Consider the following 17,411-nt stretch of genomic DNA (forward strand, 5'->3'; position numbering starts at 1 on the left):
CCTCTCCCCTTGTTCATGATTAAATTTTACAGAGCAAAATAGATGCCAAGTTTTATCATTTATAAATAAGTTTTTCGGAGTCCCAACGCCCCTTGCATTTAGTCATTTAGATTCAAACTGCCCCACGCTCTCAGTCAATTCAGGCAAAGTGACTTCATTAATCCTTCTCGTTCAAGTAATTTGGATAAACTGTTTGACCACTCAAACCTTTGTTGTTAAATCAAATCAAACTTTAAAGGAGCTCATATGCTAAAGAAGACTATTCTTGCAACACTAATTTCTTTCCAGGCCTTCGCTGCCCCTCAGACAGCTAGTGACTTAAAATTCGTTACTAATTTCAAAGGCTTTACTTGTAAGAGCTATAAAAACAAAGTTGAAGCTCCTGTTGAATTTAAAGAACTTGGAGTTAAGTTAACGAATCTAGGGATTTCAGATAGCACTCGTGTAGCGATTATGGATGCTCAATCTGACGATGGGCAATGCCTCTATAGTGCTCACTTCTCAAGAAAGAAAGGTGAGAAAATTCTTAACTTCGAAACATCTGTTACAAATAACGACTCTGCTCGCTGCCAAGAACTGGCCGCAGATCTCGATGAAATCATGAAGCCAGGCTTTCGTTATGTCATCAAATTCAATGCTTACCTCGCCCTTCTCTTTGGTTACGACCTAGAAAGTGTCTGCGACCAATCAACAGGAAATAACATCGCCGAATTTCACTGGGAAATCTAATATTGTCCTGGATACTTTTCTAGCGGCAGCGTGGCTAACGCGACGACGCTACAAAAGTATCCAGGACCAAAAAGGGAAAAGTTTACAGGACGACTTTCGTGTTCATACAAAACGCGTCATAAATAGATAAATTTTCTTCACAGGGGAAACATGATGAAAAATCTATTACTAGCTCTTGGACTAACCGTATCTCTAAACAGCGCAGCCAATCTCTGCGAACTACCATCTTCTGCAGATCTCAATGTAAATTACAGCGAACTAGAATGTGACCACGCGACTAAGCAAGTTCGAATCTATAAGCCAAAATATGAACTCGACGGTAAAGAACGTCCTCTTCTTATGATCGAACAAGAATTTCTCCAATGGCACGAAAGCTACCTCGATAGAGTATGTTCTCTATTTGGATTTGAAGCCTATGTCGACTTTAAGACGAAAAAAGTATTTGCCTACATGTCTAAGGGAATTGGTCTAAAAGGAAGATTTTTTAAAAAGATGGAAGTCTTAAGAAAGTCACCAAATAAAGCACCATTCAAATACATTACTTGCCAATAATAAAAAAGGGAGCTTCAAAGCTCCCTCTTTTCTGAAATAATTACTTAACTTCGCTACATCCACCAGCAACGACTTCAAGAGCTTCACTACCTCTTGCGAATTCGTAGAAGTATTCACATTCGATATTTAACTCTTCAACGAAAACTGTTCCATCTTCGTCTTTATATTCAGTTACTTCTTTTGTCGAAGTCTCTGCCACAAGATAAATTGTATCTTCATCTGAATCAACAAGAAGAACGCTTTTTACTACTTCATTTTCTGAACTAGAAAGTGATTGAACAACTGCTTCCTTAGCGATAGCAACTTCAAGTGCACTTGGTGCTGCTGCAAAAGATAGAGAACTCATAACAAGTGAAATAAAAACGATCATTTTTTTCATATAAAACTCCTGTAAGTTATGACTCTTTATTACCAGTGAATTATTTTCTAGTCTTAACTACTGAAATTTATACAGATCTATACATGCTAATCAATGGATATATTATTAAACAAATCTACCAAATGGCTGAATTTAGTCTCTTCTCGTTATTGGAATAATCTTTCTTTTTCTTTTTAAATCCAGATAGGCTTGTCTTACTTTCTTAACAATATACTCTGGAGTTTGCTTACTCATGGCCACATAAAAACTTCCCGGCTGATCAATTTCCCAAACAGGCTTTACAAGATTTTTCTTATCTAAGTGATCTTTTGAATAATCAAGCATCACCATTAGTTCAGCCCGTTCATTGATAAGCATTTTATAGGCTTGCTTTAAATCCGTTGTTGGATAGATTTGTGCGCCTCTTTTAGAAATATAATCAGTCACTGTCGCTTTTCTAAGACTTAAAGTTTTGTAGGCCTCTAAATCTTGCCAGCGCTTAATTGAGATATCCTTTCTCTTCTTTAGAGCATAGATAAACATACGGCGATCACTCACTCGCCCTATCCAGTGAAACTTATCTTCGCGCTCTTTCGTTCTTACAATAGTATAAAAGAGAACATTTGGGTTCTTGAGAGCGTAATCGTAGACAATCTCCCAACTTGTAATGATATTCTTCTTAACCTTAAGACCTGATTTTTTAATGATCTTCTCGACCATTTCGTACACTTTACCCTGCTTAACTCCATTCACTTGAAAACTCAGGGGGTGAAAGGAGTCACCAAGTACCGTTATTTCATTAGCAAAGGATGGGGCAGTTATGAGAAAAAGGAGTGTAAACAATCGTAAATATTGCATTCTTAATTCCAGTTTAACTTATTTACTAAACATCATATGCCTATTATTCATATCTCGCAACTACTGGGCTGGCCGTTTAGATTCTTAACGGCCCCCATAATTTTTTCTCGGCCTAAGTTCCGTTTTATATTTATTGCTAATCTTTCTTATATATTCATTATGAGGAGAGACACATGAAGAAACTATTTTTCGGATTATTGGCCATTTCATTTCTTGCTAACTTTGGAGCAAAAGCACAGGAGGAAATTTTTCTCCACCAAATCCAAAGGGATCTTGATAAAAATGCCTACGCCAATAAGACGAATCTTCACGATAAGCTTTTTGATAATAGCTACATCGCCATCGATCTTCATTTACCAATTCTACCGAGTGATCTTTCAGCTGCTGTTGGTTATGAGATTGCTGGTGGTAAAGCTGAAGTTGAACTTTATGTATCAGCTCGACTTTCTCGCTATCTTTCAAGTGAACACGATCTCCACCTTCCAATTGGGGCGAGAGTTAGAATTGCACTCAATGATTCTCAAACTGTTTATCTCGAATATCAAAGAGAGTTCACTGTCGTTAATAACAATGACTATGGACTATATGAGACGCCGAATATGGTTTCTGTCATGTATAGATTCGACCAAAGCCAAATTCATGTTGGCTGTGGAGTCGGTCAGAAAACTCACCATGCTTGGAGAGATGAAGATCACGATCCAGAAAACGGGGTCTATTTCGAATGTAAATTCGGTAAGAAGTTTTAATATGTTAGAAGGGGGCATACGCCCCTTTTTTTTTACGTTTTTCTAAGTGAAAGACCGTGGTAAGATGAACTATGGTTAAGTTCTTTATTTATCCCATTCTCTTCCTTCTAAGCTTTCAGTTAACAAGCTTTTCTAACGAAGTAAGCTTCGCGGATAACAAAGAGGCAATTAATTACGATTTAAGTTTTTACTTTGATGAAATTGATCAGGCCCACAAGAAATTTGAACTCGAGCCTGACAATTATCCCCTTGCCTTAAGTCCACTGAAAAATATCAAATTAAAAGCTAGCTTCATCTCGAAGCAATCCCTCGGTACGGAGAAAACGCCTAAGCTCCTTCAAGCGAGCTTTTTAACATTCACAGGCTCTAGCCCTCCTCTTTGTTAATTAAATTTACTCATTTTCAATTTAATTAATTTTTAAAGTAGGAGTTTTCTATGGAAACAACAACAGAAGTACTTGTTGAAGAACAAGCAAATCAAACATCAGACAGTTTAAAAGATAATATTGGACTCTATTTATTTAGTGCTTTTTTTGTCTTATCACTAGTGGCCATTTTAGCCTTTGCAATCGTAAAACCATCATAAAAAAAAGGCCTCTCAATTTGAGAGGCCTTCTTATTTACTCTTCTTCTTCAAGATTGTGATAAACCGTTACAACATCATCATCGTCTTCTAAAAGACCAATGAGTTTTTCAACTTGAGCACGTGTTTCTTCATCAGCATCTTTGTAAGATGTTGGAAATCTCTCTAATGTTGCTTCTTCAGGAGTAATATCTAAACTCTGAAGTTTGTCCTGAATTGTACCGAATACATCTACAGGTCCAGTAACTTCAAAGAACTCTTCATCCTTTTCAACTTCTTCAGCACCAGCGTCAATCATCTCTAGTGTGAATTCATCTTCATCAAGTCCTTCTATAGGAACAATGAAGTATGCTTTTCTATCAAATAGAAACTCAAGAGCACCATTGACTCCAAGAGAGCCACCACACTTATTGAAGTAACTTCTTACGTTAGCAACAGTTCTTGTAACATTATCAGTTGAAGCTTCAACAAAAACGGCAACACCATTTGGTCCGTAACCTTCATAGTTGATATCTTCAAATCCAACACCATCTGGACCAGAGGCTTTTTTAAGAGCTCTCTCAATGTTGTCCTTTGGAACATTAAATTTTTTACATCTTTCAAGGGCAACTTTGAGGAGGAAGTTTGATGCAGGGTCAGTTCCACCTGACTTAGCAGCTTTGTAAACGTCTTTTAGAGCACGAGTAAATACCTGTCCTCTTTGTTTATCGGCAGCACCTTTTTTCGCCGCGATTTTTGCCGACTTTCTTCCCATGGGGTCCTCCAAAAATTGTGATAATTAACTTATCTAAGATATAAAATTGAGCAAGATACGTCTACAACTAGCTTCTACTTCCCTGAATAAGAATATTCCCCACCTTTCTCAAGGGCCTTTTTATAACCCTCTCTTGAATGAATTTTATCGAGAAAGGCCAATATGGCCGGATATTTTTCTCTGTTATCAACTCGTGTCATCCCCGCTTCAAGGGGAAAACTCATTTGAAAGTCAGCCCCCGTGAGCTTATCTCCACAAAACCATTCGTTTTTAGCAAGATGAGCCTCAATAAAGTCAAAATTATTTGTAATATTTGGGCCAATAAAGCCCTTCATCACCTTATCAGCAATTCCCCTAGCAATAGGCTTAACAAAAAATGGCATCGGAGCATTTTTTACTTTATCAAACACAAGCTTCAAAAGAAGAGGCGGCATAAGTGAGCCCTCAGCAAAGTGTAGCCAATAAGAGAATTGAATTTTCTCCGTCTCTTTTTCTGGTCGAAAAATGGCATCACATTGGTACTTATTTACGAGGTACTCAATAATCGCACCAGACTCTGCAATAGTTAAGTCGCCATCTGTTATAACTGGAGATTTCCCCAAAGCATGGACATCTTTTAACTCTTTAGGAGCGAGAGATGTTTGAGGATCTCTTTGATAAAACTTAATTTCATACTCTAAACCAAGCTCTTCTAAGAGCCATAGAATTCGCTGAGATCTTGAATCATTGAGATGATGAACTGTTATCATAGCGAAGTCCTAGTCTTTTTTCTCTGGAATAAATTCTAGTGATATTGAGTTCACACAGTGGCGCGTATTTTTTTCTGTGAATTGCTCACCAATAAAAACATGACCGAGATGACCATCACAGCTTTGGCAAACAATCTCCGTTCTCCTTCCATCTGCATCGGGAACTCGTTTTACTTTTCCAGGAATTTCATCATCAAAGCTAGGCCATCCGCAACCTGAAGCGAACTTATCTTCTGAACGATAAAGCTCTTCTCCACATTGTTTACAAATATATGTTCCAGGTTCTTTGAAATCGTTGAACTTTCCAGTAAATGGAACTTCAGTACCTTTATCAATAATGACATGCTTTTCTTCAGGACTTAATTTTTTCATAAAGTTTCCTTAGTGAAGACGCGAACCATTTGGTACGTCTTTATCAAATTGAGTTAATACAATATTATTTTCATGATCAGATAGCCCTAAGACAAGAACCTCTGACATGAACTTTCCAATCTGCCTCGGAGGAAAGTTAACAACAGCTAAAAGCTTTTTCCCAAGAAGATTTTCTTTAGTATAAAGATCAGTAATTTGAGCAGATGTTTTTTTAATACCTACTCCTGCTCCAAAGTCTAATTTTAATTTATAGCTTGGTTTTCTAGCTTCCGGGAAGTCTTCTACAGAAACAACCTCCCCAATTCTTATATCGACTTTTAAGAATTCATCGAACTTAATTTCATCAGCAATCTTTGCTTCTGGATCAAAATTTAAATGCATAATTTACTCCCTACAAGAGATAGTAGAGCAAAGAGAGGATAAAAAAAAGGGCACATTCAGTGCCCTTATTATTATTTACAAATAGATTTAAATTTTGTGGGGTTTTCGCTGCAGAGAACTTTCTTTAAAAGAGACAGGTCATCTTTTAGTTTCTCATTCTCCTCTTTAAGCTCTTTAATAGCTGCGGTATTAAAGGCCGACATCTTAGCGTACTGAACACTTAGAGTTCCTTCTTTGTCCGTATGTACGAGCTCTGGTAATATCTTTTGAACTTCCTGAGCAATATAACCAACGTCTTTTGTTCCAGTTTTTCTCCAAACATATTCAACACCACGAATTTGATCAATTTTCTTTAATGGAGATTCAATCTCTTTGATTTTATCTTTTAACCTCTTATCTGAGGTGTAATTAATCATAGCATTAGATGTAATTGTTAAAGTACGACTATTAGCAAGAGTTGTATTTTGATTCAGTAGAACTTGCCCATTAAACGTTGAAGTTCCAGTAACTGTTAAAATATTTTGTAATGTTGTAGCTCCTGTTACTTGCATTGTCGTTTCCGCTTCTACAGCACCCTTTATAATAGTCTTATCGGCGACATTTCCTAACTCAATATCTCCACCATCTTCATTTAAATAGAATATTGTCGGGTTATTTGCAGCATTAACAGCTTGAACCTGATTATCATCAAATAAAAGCCCTGCTCCGTTTTCATCATCTGCCAATGTTACTTTTAATGGAGCCCTCGCATATCCACCACCAGAAATATTTGATGCTGTCGTACTTCCTAGAATAGCGGACATTTTATTTCCAGTCCCTGCTCCACCAACACCTGTCTTAATATGGACTTCAACACAATTACCGTCATTATCAATATTTCCACCGAGCGACGAACAAGTTGCTGCAGTATAACTATCAATCGCCCCATAACAACTAACAATCTCACCTGTCGCTTGATTTACAACAACAGATAAATTAAAAACTCGTCTAATTTCAACAGCACCATGAGATGATTTTACAATTGCATTATCATCAACGGCGTCTCGCCCTTTTCTAAAGAAGACACGAAATTCCGTTTCAGCTTGAACGACCATATCTCCATCTTTTAAAAATGGAGTACTCTCATTTTTAACACCGACAAGTCTCATATCTTTTAAAACAACGAGTCCACCACCATCTCCAAGCTCGTCGTTGATACTGTAAATTGTATTTGTTCCAGCATTTGTTACTTGGCTAATATCATTTATTGCAAGTTCAGTTGTAGCATCATATCCACCACCGAATGTTTGCGTTGCAAAAGTAGCTTCACAAGAATCTTTATCGTTGAGTACCGATGAAATACGAGAGATTTCTTGCTCAACTGAAAAAACCTGCTGAGCACGTTTTTGAGTTTTATTAAGGTTTGAAACAAGATTTACAACAGCAAGGGATACAACTCCAACAAGGCCAGCTGCAACCATGATCTCAACAAGAGAAAACCCCTCATTCATGCTTTTCTTTTTCTCTTTGCGCGTGAAGAACTTCATTTATAAAAACTCCAAAAAATAAGAAGATACTTATAAAATTATAGCTTTAGTTCCTTCATTATAGAGTATGTTTAAACTCATTTAAGGTTTCCTATACATATAAACCATAAGCACTTGAAAATAGTTAAAAATCAAGATTAACCAAGTATCTAAAATCACTGAAATAAGAAAAAATTGCCAACTAATATCAACAAAAAATCAAGATCATGGCCCTTATCATCCATAAAAGATCACAATCTCATAGTATGTCTATCAAGTAATATCAGTATCATAGCGTTTTCAGTTACAATTAATACATATAGAATTGTAAGAGAAATAAGGAATACTCGATGAAGAAAATCATTATTAGTGGTGGTCATGGCTTCTTAGGTCGCGCTCTCGCACTGAAGTTTAAAAAGAAATATAAGATAGTCGTCATTGATAGAGAATCCAATGATGAAACTCAGGGCGATGTGATCTACCGATGGGATATGGCAAAACTTGAAGACGAGCAATTAAAGCAACTCGAAAGTGAAATCAAATCATGTGATGTCTTTATTCATTTCGCTGCTAGTGTTGGTGTCAGTAAAATAAATGATGATCCGAAGAAGGCAATAAGAGATGATCATGCAATCTCTAGTTATTTATTTCCACTACTCGAAAAATATAAAAAGAAAATAATTTTCTCTTCGACATCGGAAGTGTACGGCAATAGAGAGAATTGTACTGAAGGAGATGTTCTTCAAATCGGTGATCCAGAAATACTTCGCTGGGGCTATGCCGCTCATAAGTTAATGTCTGAATTTCTTATTAAGGCCCACAATTTAGAACACACTATTATTCGTCCTTTCAATATTACAGGTAAGGGGCAAACACACAGATATGGAATGGTTCTTCCGACATTTATTCATAAAGCAAAGAATGCAAAGGCCATTGAAGTTTTTGGCAACGGAAATCAAACTCGTTCTTTTTGTGACATCCGTGATTTTGTTAATGTCTTAGAATTAATTATCGAAGAAAATTTATTTAACAACGAGACAATCAATATTGGTAGTGATGAGAATTTCATTACGATTAACGAATTGGCCACTCTACTAAAAGAGTATTACTACCCAGAGCTCATCATCAACTATCGTGAGTTCAAAGAAGTATACAGTAACAGTATGGATGATATTATCTATCGATCACCGAATATTGATAAGTTAAAAAAACACTATCAACCGCAGTTCTCAATTCAAGATATTATTAAATCAATGCTATGAAAGAAAAAAAAGTTTTAATGATACATGAATTTAAGAAAGAAATGTTGGATCTCAATCTAGAAGATTACATTCTAACATTTGATGATGGGCTTTATACTCAGTATTTATTCTTAGAAGAACTCCAACAAATAGATACAAAGAAGATTTTTTTTATATCTACAGATATTATCTGCCCCGAAGATGAACAGCAAATTGGTGAATTTATTACTTGTCGCGAGGCCCACCAAAAATACTTCGCAGAGAATAAAACAGCTTATTATATGAAGTGGTCTCAAATTAAAGAAATCAACGAAGATCAGAATTGCTCTATCGGTGGACACTCTCACTTTCATAAAAATCTCAAAGACGTAAATGGATTAAAAGAACTCTTCGATTACTTAACTCATGACACAGAGAGAATGCTTAAAAACTTCAAAGAGAACTCAATTAAGATCGAAGACTTTTGCTTCCCTTATAATTATGAAGCTCCTCTGTATCGAGCAATTCTAGAAAAAAATGGCATCCAGAATTTCTATGGAAAGGAACGTATTGCAATTGAGGATCTTCTATGAAAATTAATCAAAAAGAGATTACTCAAGTTGGTCATGGTTCTCCAATGATTATTAATTGGGAACTCGTTTCTCACTGCCAATTCAAATGCAGCTATTGTTACTATGACCCTTTTGAAAGTAATACAGATTATGAATCGCTACAGAAAATAATTCAAAAAAAGATTTCAAATATTGATCAACCATTTGTTATCAACCTAATTGGAGGTGAACCAACGCTTCACCCAAATTTTTCAAAGATCGTTTCATTTCTTCAAGATTTAGAAAAGTGTACAGAAATTAGAATTGTAACCAATTTAGCGAAGCCGATTCATTTTTGGGATTCTATCTCTTCGACAAAAATCGTTTTAACGGCAAGCTATCACCCGGAATATGACAACGGAAAATTCTTTGAAAAAATCAATCAGCTCTATGAGAAATTTGATTCAGATGTTCCATTTCTAGTGCCCAATAGTTTAATTCACCTTCCGAGAATGAAAAAGACATTAGAAAATCTATTAAACATTGATTCTCCAAGATCTCCTACAATTAATATTATAAGACCCCATTATAAAAGTGGTTACAGCGTTAGTTTTGAACAGTATCCAGAAGAAATAGAACTCTTTATTAAAGAAGCAACAACGATTATTTCAAAGAATGAGAATCAAGAAAAAATCAAAGTTTATTCAAAGAATAAAGAAATAGAGATGGCTAAATCCACATTCTTTGATCTCAACATGCATTATCTAAAAGGGTGGAAATGTAATATAAATGCCTTTATTATCCATTACAATGGCTATGTTTCATCAGCATGTAGAAATGATAAAAAACATATTATCACGGCCAAGTTTAAATCAACTCCCCTAATCTGCCCTTACCAAGCATGTGAATGTGATGACTTTTGGAATTTTGAAAAATATAGGAATGCCAATGAATAAAAAAGTACTCGTCGTAGTTGCTCATCCTGATGATGAAGTCTTAGGAGCAGGTGCAACTATTTTTCAACATTCTATATCCGGAGATACCGTCAAAGTCATCTGTCTAACAGAAGGAGCTTCAGCTCAAGGGAACGATATACAAAAAAGAGAAGAATCATTTACAAAGGCCTGTCAAACACTTGGAGTAAATGATTATAGTATCCTCTCTTTTCATGACAATAAGTTGGATCAATATCCTTTACTAGAACTCATTCAATCAATTGAAAGTGCAACTTTAAATTTTGCTCCCCAAATAATCTACACACATTCATCTAATGATCTTAATATAGATCATCGAATAGCACATCAAGCAGTGATCACGGCGTTTAGACCTTTACCTCTTTCCAGTGTAGAGAAAATTCTAACATTCAATATTCCATCGAGTTTTGAATACCGCTCTTCACATATAACGACGCTAAAACCTAATTTTTATAATGAAATTAATGAGCAAGAATGTAAGCAAAAGCTCTTGGCCATGAGTTGCTATGAGACGGAGTTAAAAGATTATCCCCACCCACGTTCTCATCGCCACTTAAGAAACCTCATGGAAGTAAACGGAGTGGAAGTTGGGCTTCCGTTAGCGGAATCTTTCTATATAGAACGAATTATTGAGAGTAAAAAGACCTAATCTGATCAATGACATAGTCACATTCACTCTTTGTCATTTCAAAGAACACCGGCAAAGAAATTGCTTTAAGGCTGTACTCATCACATTTTTCGAAGTTTAGACCATCATTTTCGTTAAGATAATTCTTCCAAAGCGTATGTTGATTTAAACCTTTGAAATGAACAGATGTTTCAATATTCTTGGCCAGAAGAAATTCTCTAAGTTCATCTCTCTTATCAACGAGAGCAATCAGAAGAGAACAATTACTATTTTCACCTAAGTCGATAAATTGAATACTTTCAATGTCTGATAACTTTTGGCAGTAATATGTAAAAAAGTATTTTCTCTTTTCTAAGATCTCGTTAAAGACTTTAAGTTGTTCGAAAATTATTGAGGCAGCAAAATCATTACTGTTAAATTTTAAACCTTCTTCTTGAATGTCATATTCAAAAGGACTTATTTTTTCTATTCCATGTAACGAAATCTGTTTCATCTTTTCATACAGATCGAGGTCTTTAGTAATAACTAATCCGCTATCAGGACTTCCAATAATCTTCGTTGCATGAAAGCTAATAACAGAGACATCGGCATAATCACATACTCCTCTAGACCCAAAGGCTTGTGCTGCGTCTTCAATAATTTTAAAATTGTACTTTGATTTCAGTTCGTATAATTCTTTAGTATTTGTGATATTTCCTGCTAAAAATACGGGAAGGACAAAATCCACATTTTTAGTTTCTAAAATATTTTTTAATGAAGACAAACAATAGTTGCCGGTTTCAAGATCAATATCACAAAAAATAATATTTGCCTTTAAATGAAATGGAACAGCTGCTGTAGAAGAAAAAGTATTAATTGGAACAACAACAGTATCACCTGGCTCTATTCCGAGGGCCATCAATGCGACATATAAACCACCAGAGGCACTGTTAACGAGTAAGCAATGTGTTCCTGGATAGAATTCACTTTGAATTAAATTTTCTACTTCCTCACACATTCTTCCTCTCGTCCAATGACCAGATTCAAGAACGTCTTGAATTTTTGAAAATGATTTTTTTGGAAAATAAGGTCTATAAAAAGGTATTTTCATTAGTACAACTTATGGATTTTTACTTTATCGAATGGATATTCACGCGATAGACGTTTCTTTAAACTATAAAAAGGATTAAAATTCCTCTCTATCAAATATAAATCATTTTTTTGATTACTACAGAAATAAACAAATAGAGGATGCTTTTTAACCAGTTCCATATATTTTAAATCTATGAATCGAATTTCATTGGTTCCGTACTTTCTAACAATTTTTCCGTATTGCTGACTATAAAAAGGGCTAAGAACTTTCTTCTTTCCTTTCCAAAACTTACTTACTTCACTCTTTATCCATTTTGCATGGTCATTCGTTAAGAATTCAACAGGAAACCATCCATCTTCACGAGAGTAATACTCAAAGACATAGAAGTGTTCACTTTCTTCTAATAATTTAGGAAATATTTGTTGCTCATCTTTAAGTTGAACAATGGCCTCATGAAAGTCTGAAACAGAAAAGTCCAATTCTTTATCAATATCTTCTGCATCTGTGATCAAGTGATAAAGAGAGTGCTTATGAACATATTTTTTATTCTTATACACAAGAAAATGAAAGTTCTCTGACTTTGAGAACCCTGTTCCTCTTGGCAAGGAGATGCCAAAGTCGCTGAGAAAGTCACGATTAGCTCTCTCTACTAAATCAACTTTTTTTCGAAGCTTTTCTTTTAATTGCAATCGAACTTTCCTTTTGTTCTTTTAAAGAAATCAATCTTCTCTCTCACTTTGTTATAGTAAGAAGAATGATGTATATGCTCATGCCAAAAATATATCGAATCGATCTCTTCATCAGAATAATGATTGATTGAAGCATAGCCCTCTCCAACCTGATATTTCTGAATCCCTTTTATCGGAAGTCGTTTTTCATTCAAGGCCACATCTATGACATACTCTTCAAGAAAATGCTCTGGAACATCCTGACAATTTTTCTTCCAGCGATCATCACCTTTTGTCTCGTAGAGCTTCATAAGTTCTTTATAGTAATATTCGTAAAATCCACTATCTCTTCTTGAGATCAGAAATCCCGTATCAACCGGGTTCTCCCATTCCTCAACAACAAGTCGCTGATCTTTTTTTGATACATCATCATATTGACCACATAAAATATATTTTTCGTTATATACGCCCTCGATCATTGACTTTGGAAGCGGTTGAATAAGTTTCATATCAAGGTCAATGTGAATGAGAATATCTTCACTAAGTTCTTGCTCTAAGATATATCCACAAAAAGGAGCATTAATATAACCAGACTGGAAATTTTCCACTTCTGGGTGGTATTTTTCAATATAAGTGACGTTGAGATCTTTAAGCTTTGCCTTTGTCTTTTCACTGATTACATTTTTGGAAGGACAGTAAGCATAGATGGCCATATCTTTCAGCCATCCACCGTTTTTTCTCCAAGCTTCAAAGCAAAGAATGGCTTCATCTTCATATAATCTTTGATGCTCAAAAGTGATGCCGTTTATATCATTAATACACTGTTTATTACTTTCTATTGCTGTAACTAAAGCTACCTTCATATATCCTACTTCGTGTAATCTCTATACTCATCTTCGCGATGAAGATCTAATGTTGAACAATGAATTCCTCCACCGAAGATTTCACAATTATCAAGCCTTACCGTTTCAACGTCAAAACTATTTTTACTCAATAATTCGATAACACTTACTGCTGACTCATTAACCAAAACGGTCTTTTCATCAAGACTTAATATATTTATATCCATTCCTCTTGTACTAGCTAATTGAATATCAATATTAGTCATTCCTTCAGTTATTTTTGGTTCAACTTCATAGTCTTGCGGATATAAGTATTCCCAGTTTTGAAATTTCTTTGGCATGATATTTTTAAGATTGGGATACTTTGGATTAACAAGAAAAACCCCAGGCCTAAGGCAGACGAGAACACCGTCGATATGGTTATCGGCGACATGAACAATATGAAAATGAGAGTCAGGATAAAATGATTTTATCCATTCCAAACCAAGATAATGATTATAGGAATTTACATTTACAATAACGTCTCTTCCAATTCTTAAGAATTGAGCTCCATCGATCGCCATCGTATACTTTGATCTATCAAAACTTGAATAGTCTCTATGACTATCCCAATTCTCTAAGTCCATCTTTTCTTCTATGAGCTGATTAAAGGGTGATTTAATCCACTTACCTCCCTGCCCACAATCAAATGCCTCATTGAAAACATCATACAGAAGTGTATTTTCGTAATAGCGATTTCTGACATAAGTTGGTGTTTCAAAAATCGTATCACCGTAGACAAGTGAAACATCTCGTACATTACTTGCACTTGATAGCTCACTTTTAAAATCGGGTGTTGTAAATGGAATGACTTTTGTTAAGCGATTAGGCCTTTTCACCTCAACACCTAAATTACCTAGTTTCTTTGCAAGATCATCTAGCTGTTCTACTCGTTTAACTAAAAATTCATGATTTACATAATAAGTTTCCTCATCCGAAATGAGCTTGTCATAAACGGCATGAGTTAAATTTTCCTTGTAAAAATGTTGAAAAGAAAAATCAGCAACCCTCTTTGTTATTTCAAGTTCGCGACCTACGATCACTGTTTTTAATTTGCCGAAAGATGTATTACTTTTAATCATTCTTTATCCTTAAGGAATTAATTGTATCGTAATCAAAATTTTCAACATAGGTTCCGCAGTTCAAAGAACATTGTCTTAGATCACCATGATCTTGAAAATCACAGCAGAACATCTTTGAGAATTTAATAAAATCACTTATAAATGCTAATTCACTTTCATATTCGTAAATAGAAGGAGCCTCTATTTCACCTCTTCTATAAATAAAAGAAACACAAGGATAAGCACGTCCATTTGAGTTAATATAAATTCTTTTAAACCATGGACTTTGCTTTATAGAAATCCCAGATTCGTACAAAACACTGACATCGCCAACAGAACTTAGCTGTCGTGGCGGTTCAATATGTTTTGCAACTATTGTCGTATCTCTAAAGAGTAATTCTATACCGAATTTTTCAAATATTAAATCACGAGTGTGCTCAGCATATTCCTCATTTAATTTATGTCTAGAATAAATGATCTCGATATCAATTTCATTTTCTAGTGCAAACTTGATATTCTCAAATACTTTTGAAAGGTTTCCACCAAGACGAGTTAGCTCATGCGTTCTTTGATCTGGTCCATCAACAGCAATTTGAAATGTTATTCCCTTAACTGTTTTTGTAATTCCTAAGAGCACTTCCTCAAGAAGTTCACCATTTGTGGCCACAAGGATTTTCGAATCATGAAAGCATTCGTTTAAGGCAGGCAAGATTTCTTTTATATTACTATGTTCAAGTGGTTCGCCATCATTACCACAAACAAATAACTCTTTGGGGTGAAATTTCTTTAAAAGAGGTAGAATTTCTAGAACAGATAGCTCTCGAGCTTTACTTGAATTGGATTTAAGACTTTGACAGCCAACACACTGAAGATGACATGAGTTATTCAAACTTAATTCTATAAATTCAAAAAACTTATCATATTTCATTATAAAATCTCTAAGTCCCACATATCCATAAGACGTTTGCAATTTTTCTCACAAATACGACAGCACTCATATTCAAAATTTTGAATCTTTTTATAATCTCCATCCCAAATATTTTTACGACTCTCTTCAAGCCAAATATAACAAGGATAGACCTTACCATGCTGGTCAATATGAATTGATTTCTTATTAAAGCTTCTACAATCAATATCGTAGTTCTTCTTACCCGTTAATTTCTCGGCCCACTTTCTATTTGCTTCGCGAATAATGAGATCATACTTATTTTTCAACTCAGGAGTTACAAGCATTTTATCGAGATTAAATGGATTTTTATAAATCTCAGTTTCTCGTCTATACAATGTTTGAGTCAAATTGATATGGGAAAACTCATCCATAATCTCTGCCATCGATTCGCTTTCAAGATCTTCTGCATTATAATCGAAGAGAATATGTTGGATATAATCGATCTTTGATTTACAAGACTCTCTAAAGGCCTTTGCATTTTTTCTAATATTTTCTAATGAAGTGCCTACGCGATATATCTCATGTAATTCTTGTGTACTTCCACAAATAGTAAAGTAGACGCTATCTCTTTCTGTAAGAATTTCACCTAATTCACTCCACCACTTTTCATCATGGGTGTCTCCATTCGTGCAAATTTCAATATGCCACTCTTTTTCAACTAAATAACGACAAAGGTCATGAAACTTCTTATAGAGTGTTGGCTCAGAAAACGCTCCTACAAGGTGAACATATTTACCATTTGGATACTCTTCTAATTGAGCAGCAATTTCACTTACAGATCTTTCATTATATTTAACTGTGATGTGCTTATAATTACGAGCGCAAAGCGGACATCTAGCATTACAAGTACCAGTCAAATCGATTTCAATTCTTTCTGTTAAATCCTTAGCAAACAAAATCTAACCCCATGACTTCAATCAATTTCTGGATTCTCTTTTCGCACTTAAAGCAATCTTTGTATTTAAAGCTTAAAACCTCACCATAATCGAAAACATCTCCACTAAAGTGACCTGGTCCTTCGAATTCGGCATGTCCATAACAAGGAGAAATCTCTCCAAATTGATTGATATATATTTTCCTATCTCTAAGAGACATACATTTTATTTCTACTTCTTCCCCAGGAGAAGGTTTGATTTTAAAAAGAGCATCGATTGCTCTTTTTCTTTCATCTTCCGGTCGAACATCATTGCTATTAAAACTCTTAACGTATTCATTAAATGTTCTTTGACCTTCTGTATCGACGAAATAAATTTTAGAAAACCGATTAATAATCGCTTTCATTTCCTTTGATTCAAGATCCTGTGCATTGTATTCAAACTTTATGTGTTGAATATAGTCAATTGGATGCTCGCAAGCATTTTTAAAAGCGCGATGGTTTTCCAGGATTTTCTCAAGTTTACTTCCCACTCTATATTTTTCATGTAATTCCTGATTAGATCCACAAATAGTGAAGTAAACTTTATCTTCGTGCGATAAGATCTTTCCTAATTCGGCCCAAAACTCAGGGTTTTTAGTACTCCCATTAGTGAAAAGATCAATCGCAACTCCTCTATCAACGAGGTACTTACAAAGACCAAATATTTCGGGATAAAGAGTCGGCTCAGAGAAGTTTCCGGCCATATAAAAAAGCTCTAGATTTTCAAATTCATCTAATTGCTTCGTAATTTCACTAAGTGGACGAATATGTTTTTTAATCAAATGTTGAGCATGGGCATAATTTCTTGTGCACAATGGGCATTGTAAGTTACAAGTTCCCGTTAAATCCATTTCGATTTCGTGGATATCTGATTTTTTAAGGCTTGTTATCTTACAACTCATAT

23 protein-coding genes are annotated in these 17,411 nt (G+C 35.0%); 9 read left to right on the forward strand and 14 right to left on the reverse strand.

Annotated elements, in window-relative coordinates; genetic code table 11:
• Positions 1-246: 246 nt before the first annotated feature.
• Both HBN50_RS14635 and HBN50_RS14640 read left to right on the forward strand, forming a co-directional pair.
• Positions 247-729: a hypothetical protein gene (locus HBN50_RS14635; protein ID WP_273871238.1), complete on the forward strand. Its 483-nt coding sequence runs from the start codon at positions 247-249 to the stop codon at positions 727-729.
• A 150-nt stretch (positions 730-879) separates the two neighbouring features.
• Positions 880-1,281 carry a hypothetical protein gene (locus HBN50_RS14640; RefSeq protein ID WP_273871240.1) on the forward strand — a complete coding sequence of 134 codons (402 nt, stop codon included), beginning with the start codon at positions 880-882 and terminating at the stop codon, positions 1,279-1,281.
• A gap of 40 nt (positions 1,282-1,321) precedes the next feature.
• Here HBN50_RS14640 and HBN50_RS14645 read toward each other — a convergent pair whose 3' ends face one another.
• Together HBN50_RS14645 and HBN50_RS14650 are read right to left on the reverse strand one after the other, a co-directional pair.
• Complete coding sequence (locus tag HBN50_RS14645) at positions 1,322-1,660, reverse strand: hypothetical protein (RefSeq protein ID WP_273871242.1); 339 nt, start codon at positions 1,658-1,660, stop codon at positions 1,322-1,324.
• A 132-nt stretch (positions 1,661-1,792) separates the two neighbouring features.
• On the reverse strand, positions 1,793-2,359 hold the full coding sequence (locus HBN50_RS14650) for a hypothetical protein (protein ID WP_443135177.1): 567 nt from the start codon (positions 2,357-2,359) through the stop codon (positions 1,793-1,795).
• A 311-nt stretch (positions 2,360-2,670) separates the two neighbouring features.
• On the opposite strand from HBN50_RS14650, the gene HBN50_RS14655 reads away from it, so the two are divergent.
• The 3 genes from HBN50_RS14655 to HBN50_RS14665 all read left to right on the forward strand — a co-directional run bounded on the left by HBN50_RS14655 (position 2,671) and on the right by HBN50_RS14665 (position 3,829).
• Complete coding sequence (locus HBN50_RS14655; protein ID WP_273871245.1) at positions 2,671-3,243, forward strand: hypothetical protein; 573 nt, start codon at positions 2,671-2,673, stop codon at positions 3,241-3,243.
• A gap of 71 nt (positions 3,244-3,314) precedes the next feature.
• Entirely contained in the window at positions 3,315-3,629 is a 315-nt protein-coding gene (locus HBN50_RS14660) for a hypothetical protein (protein ID WP_273871246.1), read from the forward strand.
• A 50-nt stretch (positions 3,630-3,679) separates the two neighbouring features.
• Entirely contained in the window at positions 3,680-3,829 is a 150-nt protein-coding gene (locus HBN50_RS14665) for a hypothetical protein (protein ID WP_273871247.1), read from the forward strand.
• Positions 3,830-3,863: 34 nt separating this feature from the next.
• Here the strand turns inward: HBN50_RS14665 and HBN50_RS14670 are convergent, their stop codons facing one another.
• The 5 genes from HBN50_RS14670 to HBN50_RS14690 form a co-directional block, all read right to left on the reverse strand.
• Positions 3,864-4,580, reverse strand: a complete 717-nt coding sequence (locus HBN50_RS14670; protein WP_273871248.1) for a YebC/PmpR family DNA-binding transcriptional regulator — start codon at positions 4,578-4,580, stop codon at positions 3,864-3,866.
• Between the two features lie 74 nt (positions 4,581-4,654).
• Complete coding sequence (locus tag HBN50_RS14675; RefSeq protein WP_273871249.1) at positions 4,655-5,329, reverse strand: glutathione S-transferase; 675 nt, start codon at positions 5,327-5,329, stop codon at positions 4,655-4,657.
• A 9-nt stretch (positions 5,330-5,338) separates the two neighbouring features.
• Positions 5,339-5,701 carry a methionine-R-sulfoxide reductase gene (locus HBN50_RS14680; protein WP_273871252.1) on the reverse strand — a complete coding sequence of 121 codons (363 nt, stop codon included), beginning with the start codon at positions 5,699-5,701 and terminating at the stop codon, positions 5,339-5,341.
• Positions 5,702-5,710: 9 nt separating this feature from the next.
• On the reverse strand, positions 5,711-6,082 hold the full coding sequence (locus tag HBN50_RS14685; protein ID WP_273871254.1) for a tRNA-binding protein: 372 nt from the start codon (positions 6,080-6,082) through the stop codon (positions 5,711-5,713).
• Between the two features lie 71 nt (positions 6,083-6,153).
• A complete protein-coding gene (locus HBN50_RS14690) occupies positions 6,154-7,608 on the reverse strand; it encodes a tail fiber domain-containing protein (protein WP_273871256.1) in 1,455 nt (484 codons plus the stop codon).
• Between the two features lie 329 nt (positions 7,609-7,937).
• Here HBN50_RS14690 and HBN50_RS14695 point away from each other — a divergent pair, with 329 nt between their 5' ends.
• The 4 genes from HBN50_RS14695 to HBN50_RS14710 are packed head-to-tail and all read left to right on the forward strand — an operon-like array spanning position 7,938 to position 10,981.
• Positions 7,938-8,849 (forward strand): NAD-dependent epimerase/dehydratase family protein, encoded by a 912-nt coding sequence (locus HBN50_RS14695; RefSeq protein ID WP_273871258.1) that lies wholly within the window; start codon positions 7,938-7,940, stop codon positions 8,847-8,849.
• A complete protein-coding gene (locus HBN50_RS14700; RefSeq protein ID WP_273871259.1) occupies positions 8,846-9,400 on the forward strand; it encodes a polysaccharide deacetylase family protein in 555 nt (184 codons plus the stop codon). Before HBN50_RS14695 ends, HBN50_RS14700 begins: the two co-directional genes overlap by 4 nt.
• Positions 9,397-10,314 carry a radical SAM protein gene (locus HBN50_RS14705; protein ID WP_273871262.1) on the forward strand — a complete coding sequence of 306 codons (918 nt, stop codon included), beginning with the start codon at positions 9,397-9,399 and terminating at the stop codon, positions 10,312-10,314. The genes HBN50_RS14700 and HBN50_RS14705 overlap by 4 nt, the downstream gene beginning before the upstream one ends.
• Positions 10,307-10,981, forward strand: a complete 675-nt coding sequence (locus HBN50_RS14710; protein ID WP_273871264.1) for a PIG-L deacetylase family protein — start codon at positions 10,307-10,309, stop codon at positions 10,979-10,981. Before HBN50_RS14705 ends, HBN50_RS14710 begins: the two co-directional genes overlap by 8 nt.
• Here HBN50_RS14710 and HBN50_RS14715 read toward each other — a convergent pair.
• The 7 genes from HBN50_RS14715 to HBN50_RS14745 are packed head-to-tail and all read right to left on the reverse strand — an operon-like array spanning position 10,959 to position 17,409.
• Positions 10,959-12,050 (reverse strand): DegT/DnrJ/EryC1/StrS family aminotransferase, encoded by a 1,092-nt coding sequence (locus HBN50_RS14715; RefSeq protein WP_273871265.1) that lies wholly within the window; start codon positions 12,048-12,050, stop codon positions 10,959-10,961. The genes HBN50_RS14710 and HBN50_RS14715 overlap by 23 nt on opposite strands.
• Positions 12,050-12,721, reverse strand: a complete 672-nt coding sequence (locus HBN50_RS14720; protein ID WP_273871267.1) for a hypothetical protein — start codon at positions 12,719-12,721, stop codon at positions 12,050-12,052. Before HBN50_RS14720 ends, HBN50_RS14715 begins: the two co-directional genes overlap by 1 nt.
• A complete protein-coding gene (locus HBN50_RS14725; protein WP_273871269.1) occupies positions 12,712-13,563 on the reverse strand; it encodes a hypothetical protein in 852 nt (283 codons plus the stop codon). Before HBN50_RS14725 ends, HBN50_RS14720 begins: the two co-directional genes overlap by 10 nt.
• Before the next feature lie 5 nt (positions 13,564-13,568).
• Positions 13,569-14,663 (reverse strand): hypothetical protein, encoded by a 1,095-nt coding sequence (locus tag HBN50_RS14730; RefSeq protein ID WP_273871270.1) that lies wholly within the window; start codon positions 14,661-14,663, stop codon positions 13,569-13,571.
• Positions 14,656-15,570: a radical SAM protein gene (locus HBN50_RS14735; RefSeq protein ID WP_273871271.1), complete on the reverse strand. Its 915-nt coding sequence runs from the start codon at positions 15,568-15,570 to the stop codon at positions 14,656-14,658. Before HBN50_RS14735 ends, HBN50_RS14730 begins: the two co-directional genes overlap by 8 nt.
• Positions 15,570-16,487: a radical SAM protein gene (locus tag HBN50_RS14740; protein WP_273871272.1), complete on the reverse strand. Its 918-nt coding sequence runs from the start codon at positions 16,485-16,487 to the stop codon at positions 15,570-15,572. Before HBN50_RS14740 ends, HBN50_RS14735 begins: the two co-directional genes overlap by 1 nt.
• Positions 16,477-17,409, reverse strand: coding sequence for a radical SAM protein (locus HBN50_RS14745; RefSeq protein WP_273871274.1), 933 nt, complete (start codon positions 17,407-17,409; stop codon positions 16,477-16,479). The genes HBN50_RS14740 and HBN50_RS14745 overlap by 11 nt, the downstream gene beginning before the upstream one ends.
• Positions 17,410-17,411 lie beyond the last annotated feature (2 nt).

The organism is Halobacteriovorax sp. GB3, assembly GCF_028649655.1.
Lineage (GTDB): Bacteria > Bdellovibrionota > Bacteriovoracia > Bacteriovoracales > Bacteriovoracaceae > BSW11-IV.

Excerpts from the sequence above, each read along its gene's own strand:
- HBN50_RS14710 (WP_273871264.1), top strand. The coding sequence starts at position 10,307 with ATGAATAAAAAAGTACTCGTCGTAGTTGCTCATCCTGATGATGAAGTC.
- HBN50_RS14645 (WP_273871242.1), bottom strand. The coding sequence starts at position 1,660 with ATGAAAAAAATGATCGTTTTTATTTCACTTGTTATGAGTTCTCTATCT.
- HBN50_RS14640 (WP_273871240.1), top strand. The coding sequence starts at position 880 with ATGATGAAAAATCTATTACTAGCTCTTGGACTAACCGTATCTCTAAAC.
- HBN50_RS14715 (WP_273871265.1), bottom strand. The coding sequence starts at position 12,050 with ATGAAAATACCTTTTTATAGACCTTATTTTCCAAAAAAATCATTTTCA.
- HBN50_RS14700 (WP_273871259.1), top strand. The coding sequence starts at position 8,846 with ATGAAAGAAAAAAAAGTTTTAATGATACATGAATTTAAGAAAGAAATG.
- HBN50_RS14635 (WP_273871238.1), top strand. The coding sequence starts at position 247 with ATGCTAAAGAAGACTATTCTTGCAACACTAATTTCTTTCCAGGCCTTC.
- HBN50_RS14730 (WP_273871270.1), bottom strand. The coding sequence starts at position 14,663 with ATGATTAAAAGTAATACATCTTTCGGCAAATTAAAAACAGTGATCGTA.
- HBN50_RS14735 (WP_273871271.1), bottom strand. The coding sequence starts at position 15,570 with ATGAAATATGATAAGTTTTTTGAATTTATAGAATTAAGTTTGAATAAC.
- HBN50_RS14675 (WP_273871249.1), bottom strand. The coding sequence starts at position 5,329 with ATGATAACAGTTCATCATCTCAATGATTCAAGATCTCAGCGAATTCTA.
- HBN50_RS14685 (WP_273871254.1), bottom strand. The coding sequence starts at position 6,082 with ATGCATTTAAATTTTGATCCAGAAGCAAAGATTGCTGATGAAATTAAG.
- HBN50_RS14695 (WP_273871258.1), top strand. The coding sequence starts at position 7,938 with ATGAAGAAAATCATTATTAGTGGTGGTCATGGCTTCTTAGGTCGCGCT.
- HBN50_RS14650 (WP_443135177.1), bottom strand. The coding sequence starts at position 2,359 with ATGGTCGAGAAGATCATTAAAAAATCAGGTCTTAAGGTTAAGAAGAAT.
- HBN50_RS14660 (WP_273871246.1), top strand. The coding sequence starts at position 3,315 with ATGGTTAAGTTCTTTATTTATCCCATTCTCTTCCTTCTAAGCTTTCAG.
- HBN50_RS14655 (WP_273871245.1), top strand. The coding sequence starts at position 2,671 with ATGAAGAAACTATTTTTCGGATTATTGGCCATTTCATTTCTTGCTAAC.
- HBN50_RS14680 (WP_273871252.1), bottom strand. The coding sequence starts at position 5,701 with ATGAAAAAATTAAGTCCTGAAGAAAAGCATGTCATTATTGATAAAGGT.
- HBN50_RS14690 (WP_273871256.1), bottom strand. The coding sequence starts at position 7,608 with ATGAAGTTCTTCACGCGCAAAGAGAAAAAGAAAAGCATGAATGAGGGG.
- HBN50_RS14725 (WP_273871269.1), bottom strand. The coding sequence starts at position 13,563 with ATGAAGGTAGCTTTAGTTACAGCAATAGAAAGTAATAAACAGTGTATT.
- HBN50_RS14745 (WP_273871274.1), bottom strand. The coding sequence starts at position 17,409 with ATGAGTTGTAAGATAACAAGCCTTAAAAAATCAGATATCCACGAAATC.
- HBN50_RS14665 (WP_273871247.1), top strand. The coding sequence starts at position 3,680 with ATGGAAACAACAACAGAAGTACTTGTTGAAGAACAAGCAAATCAAACA.
- HBN50_RS14670 (WP_273871248.1), bottom strand. The coding sequence starts at position 4,580 with ATGGGAAGAAAGTCGGCAAAAATCGCGGCGAAAAAAGGTGCTGCCGAT.
- HBN50_RS14705 (WP_273871262.1), top strand. The coding sequence starts at position 9,397 with ATGAAAATTAATCAAAAAGAGATTACTCAAGTTGGTCATGGTTCTCCA.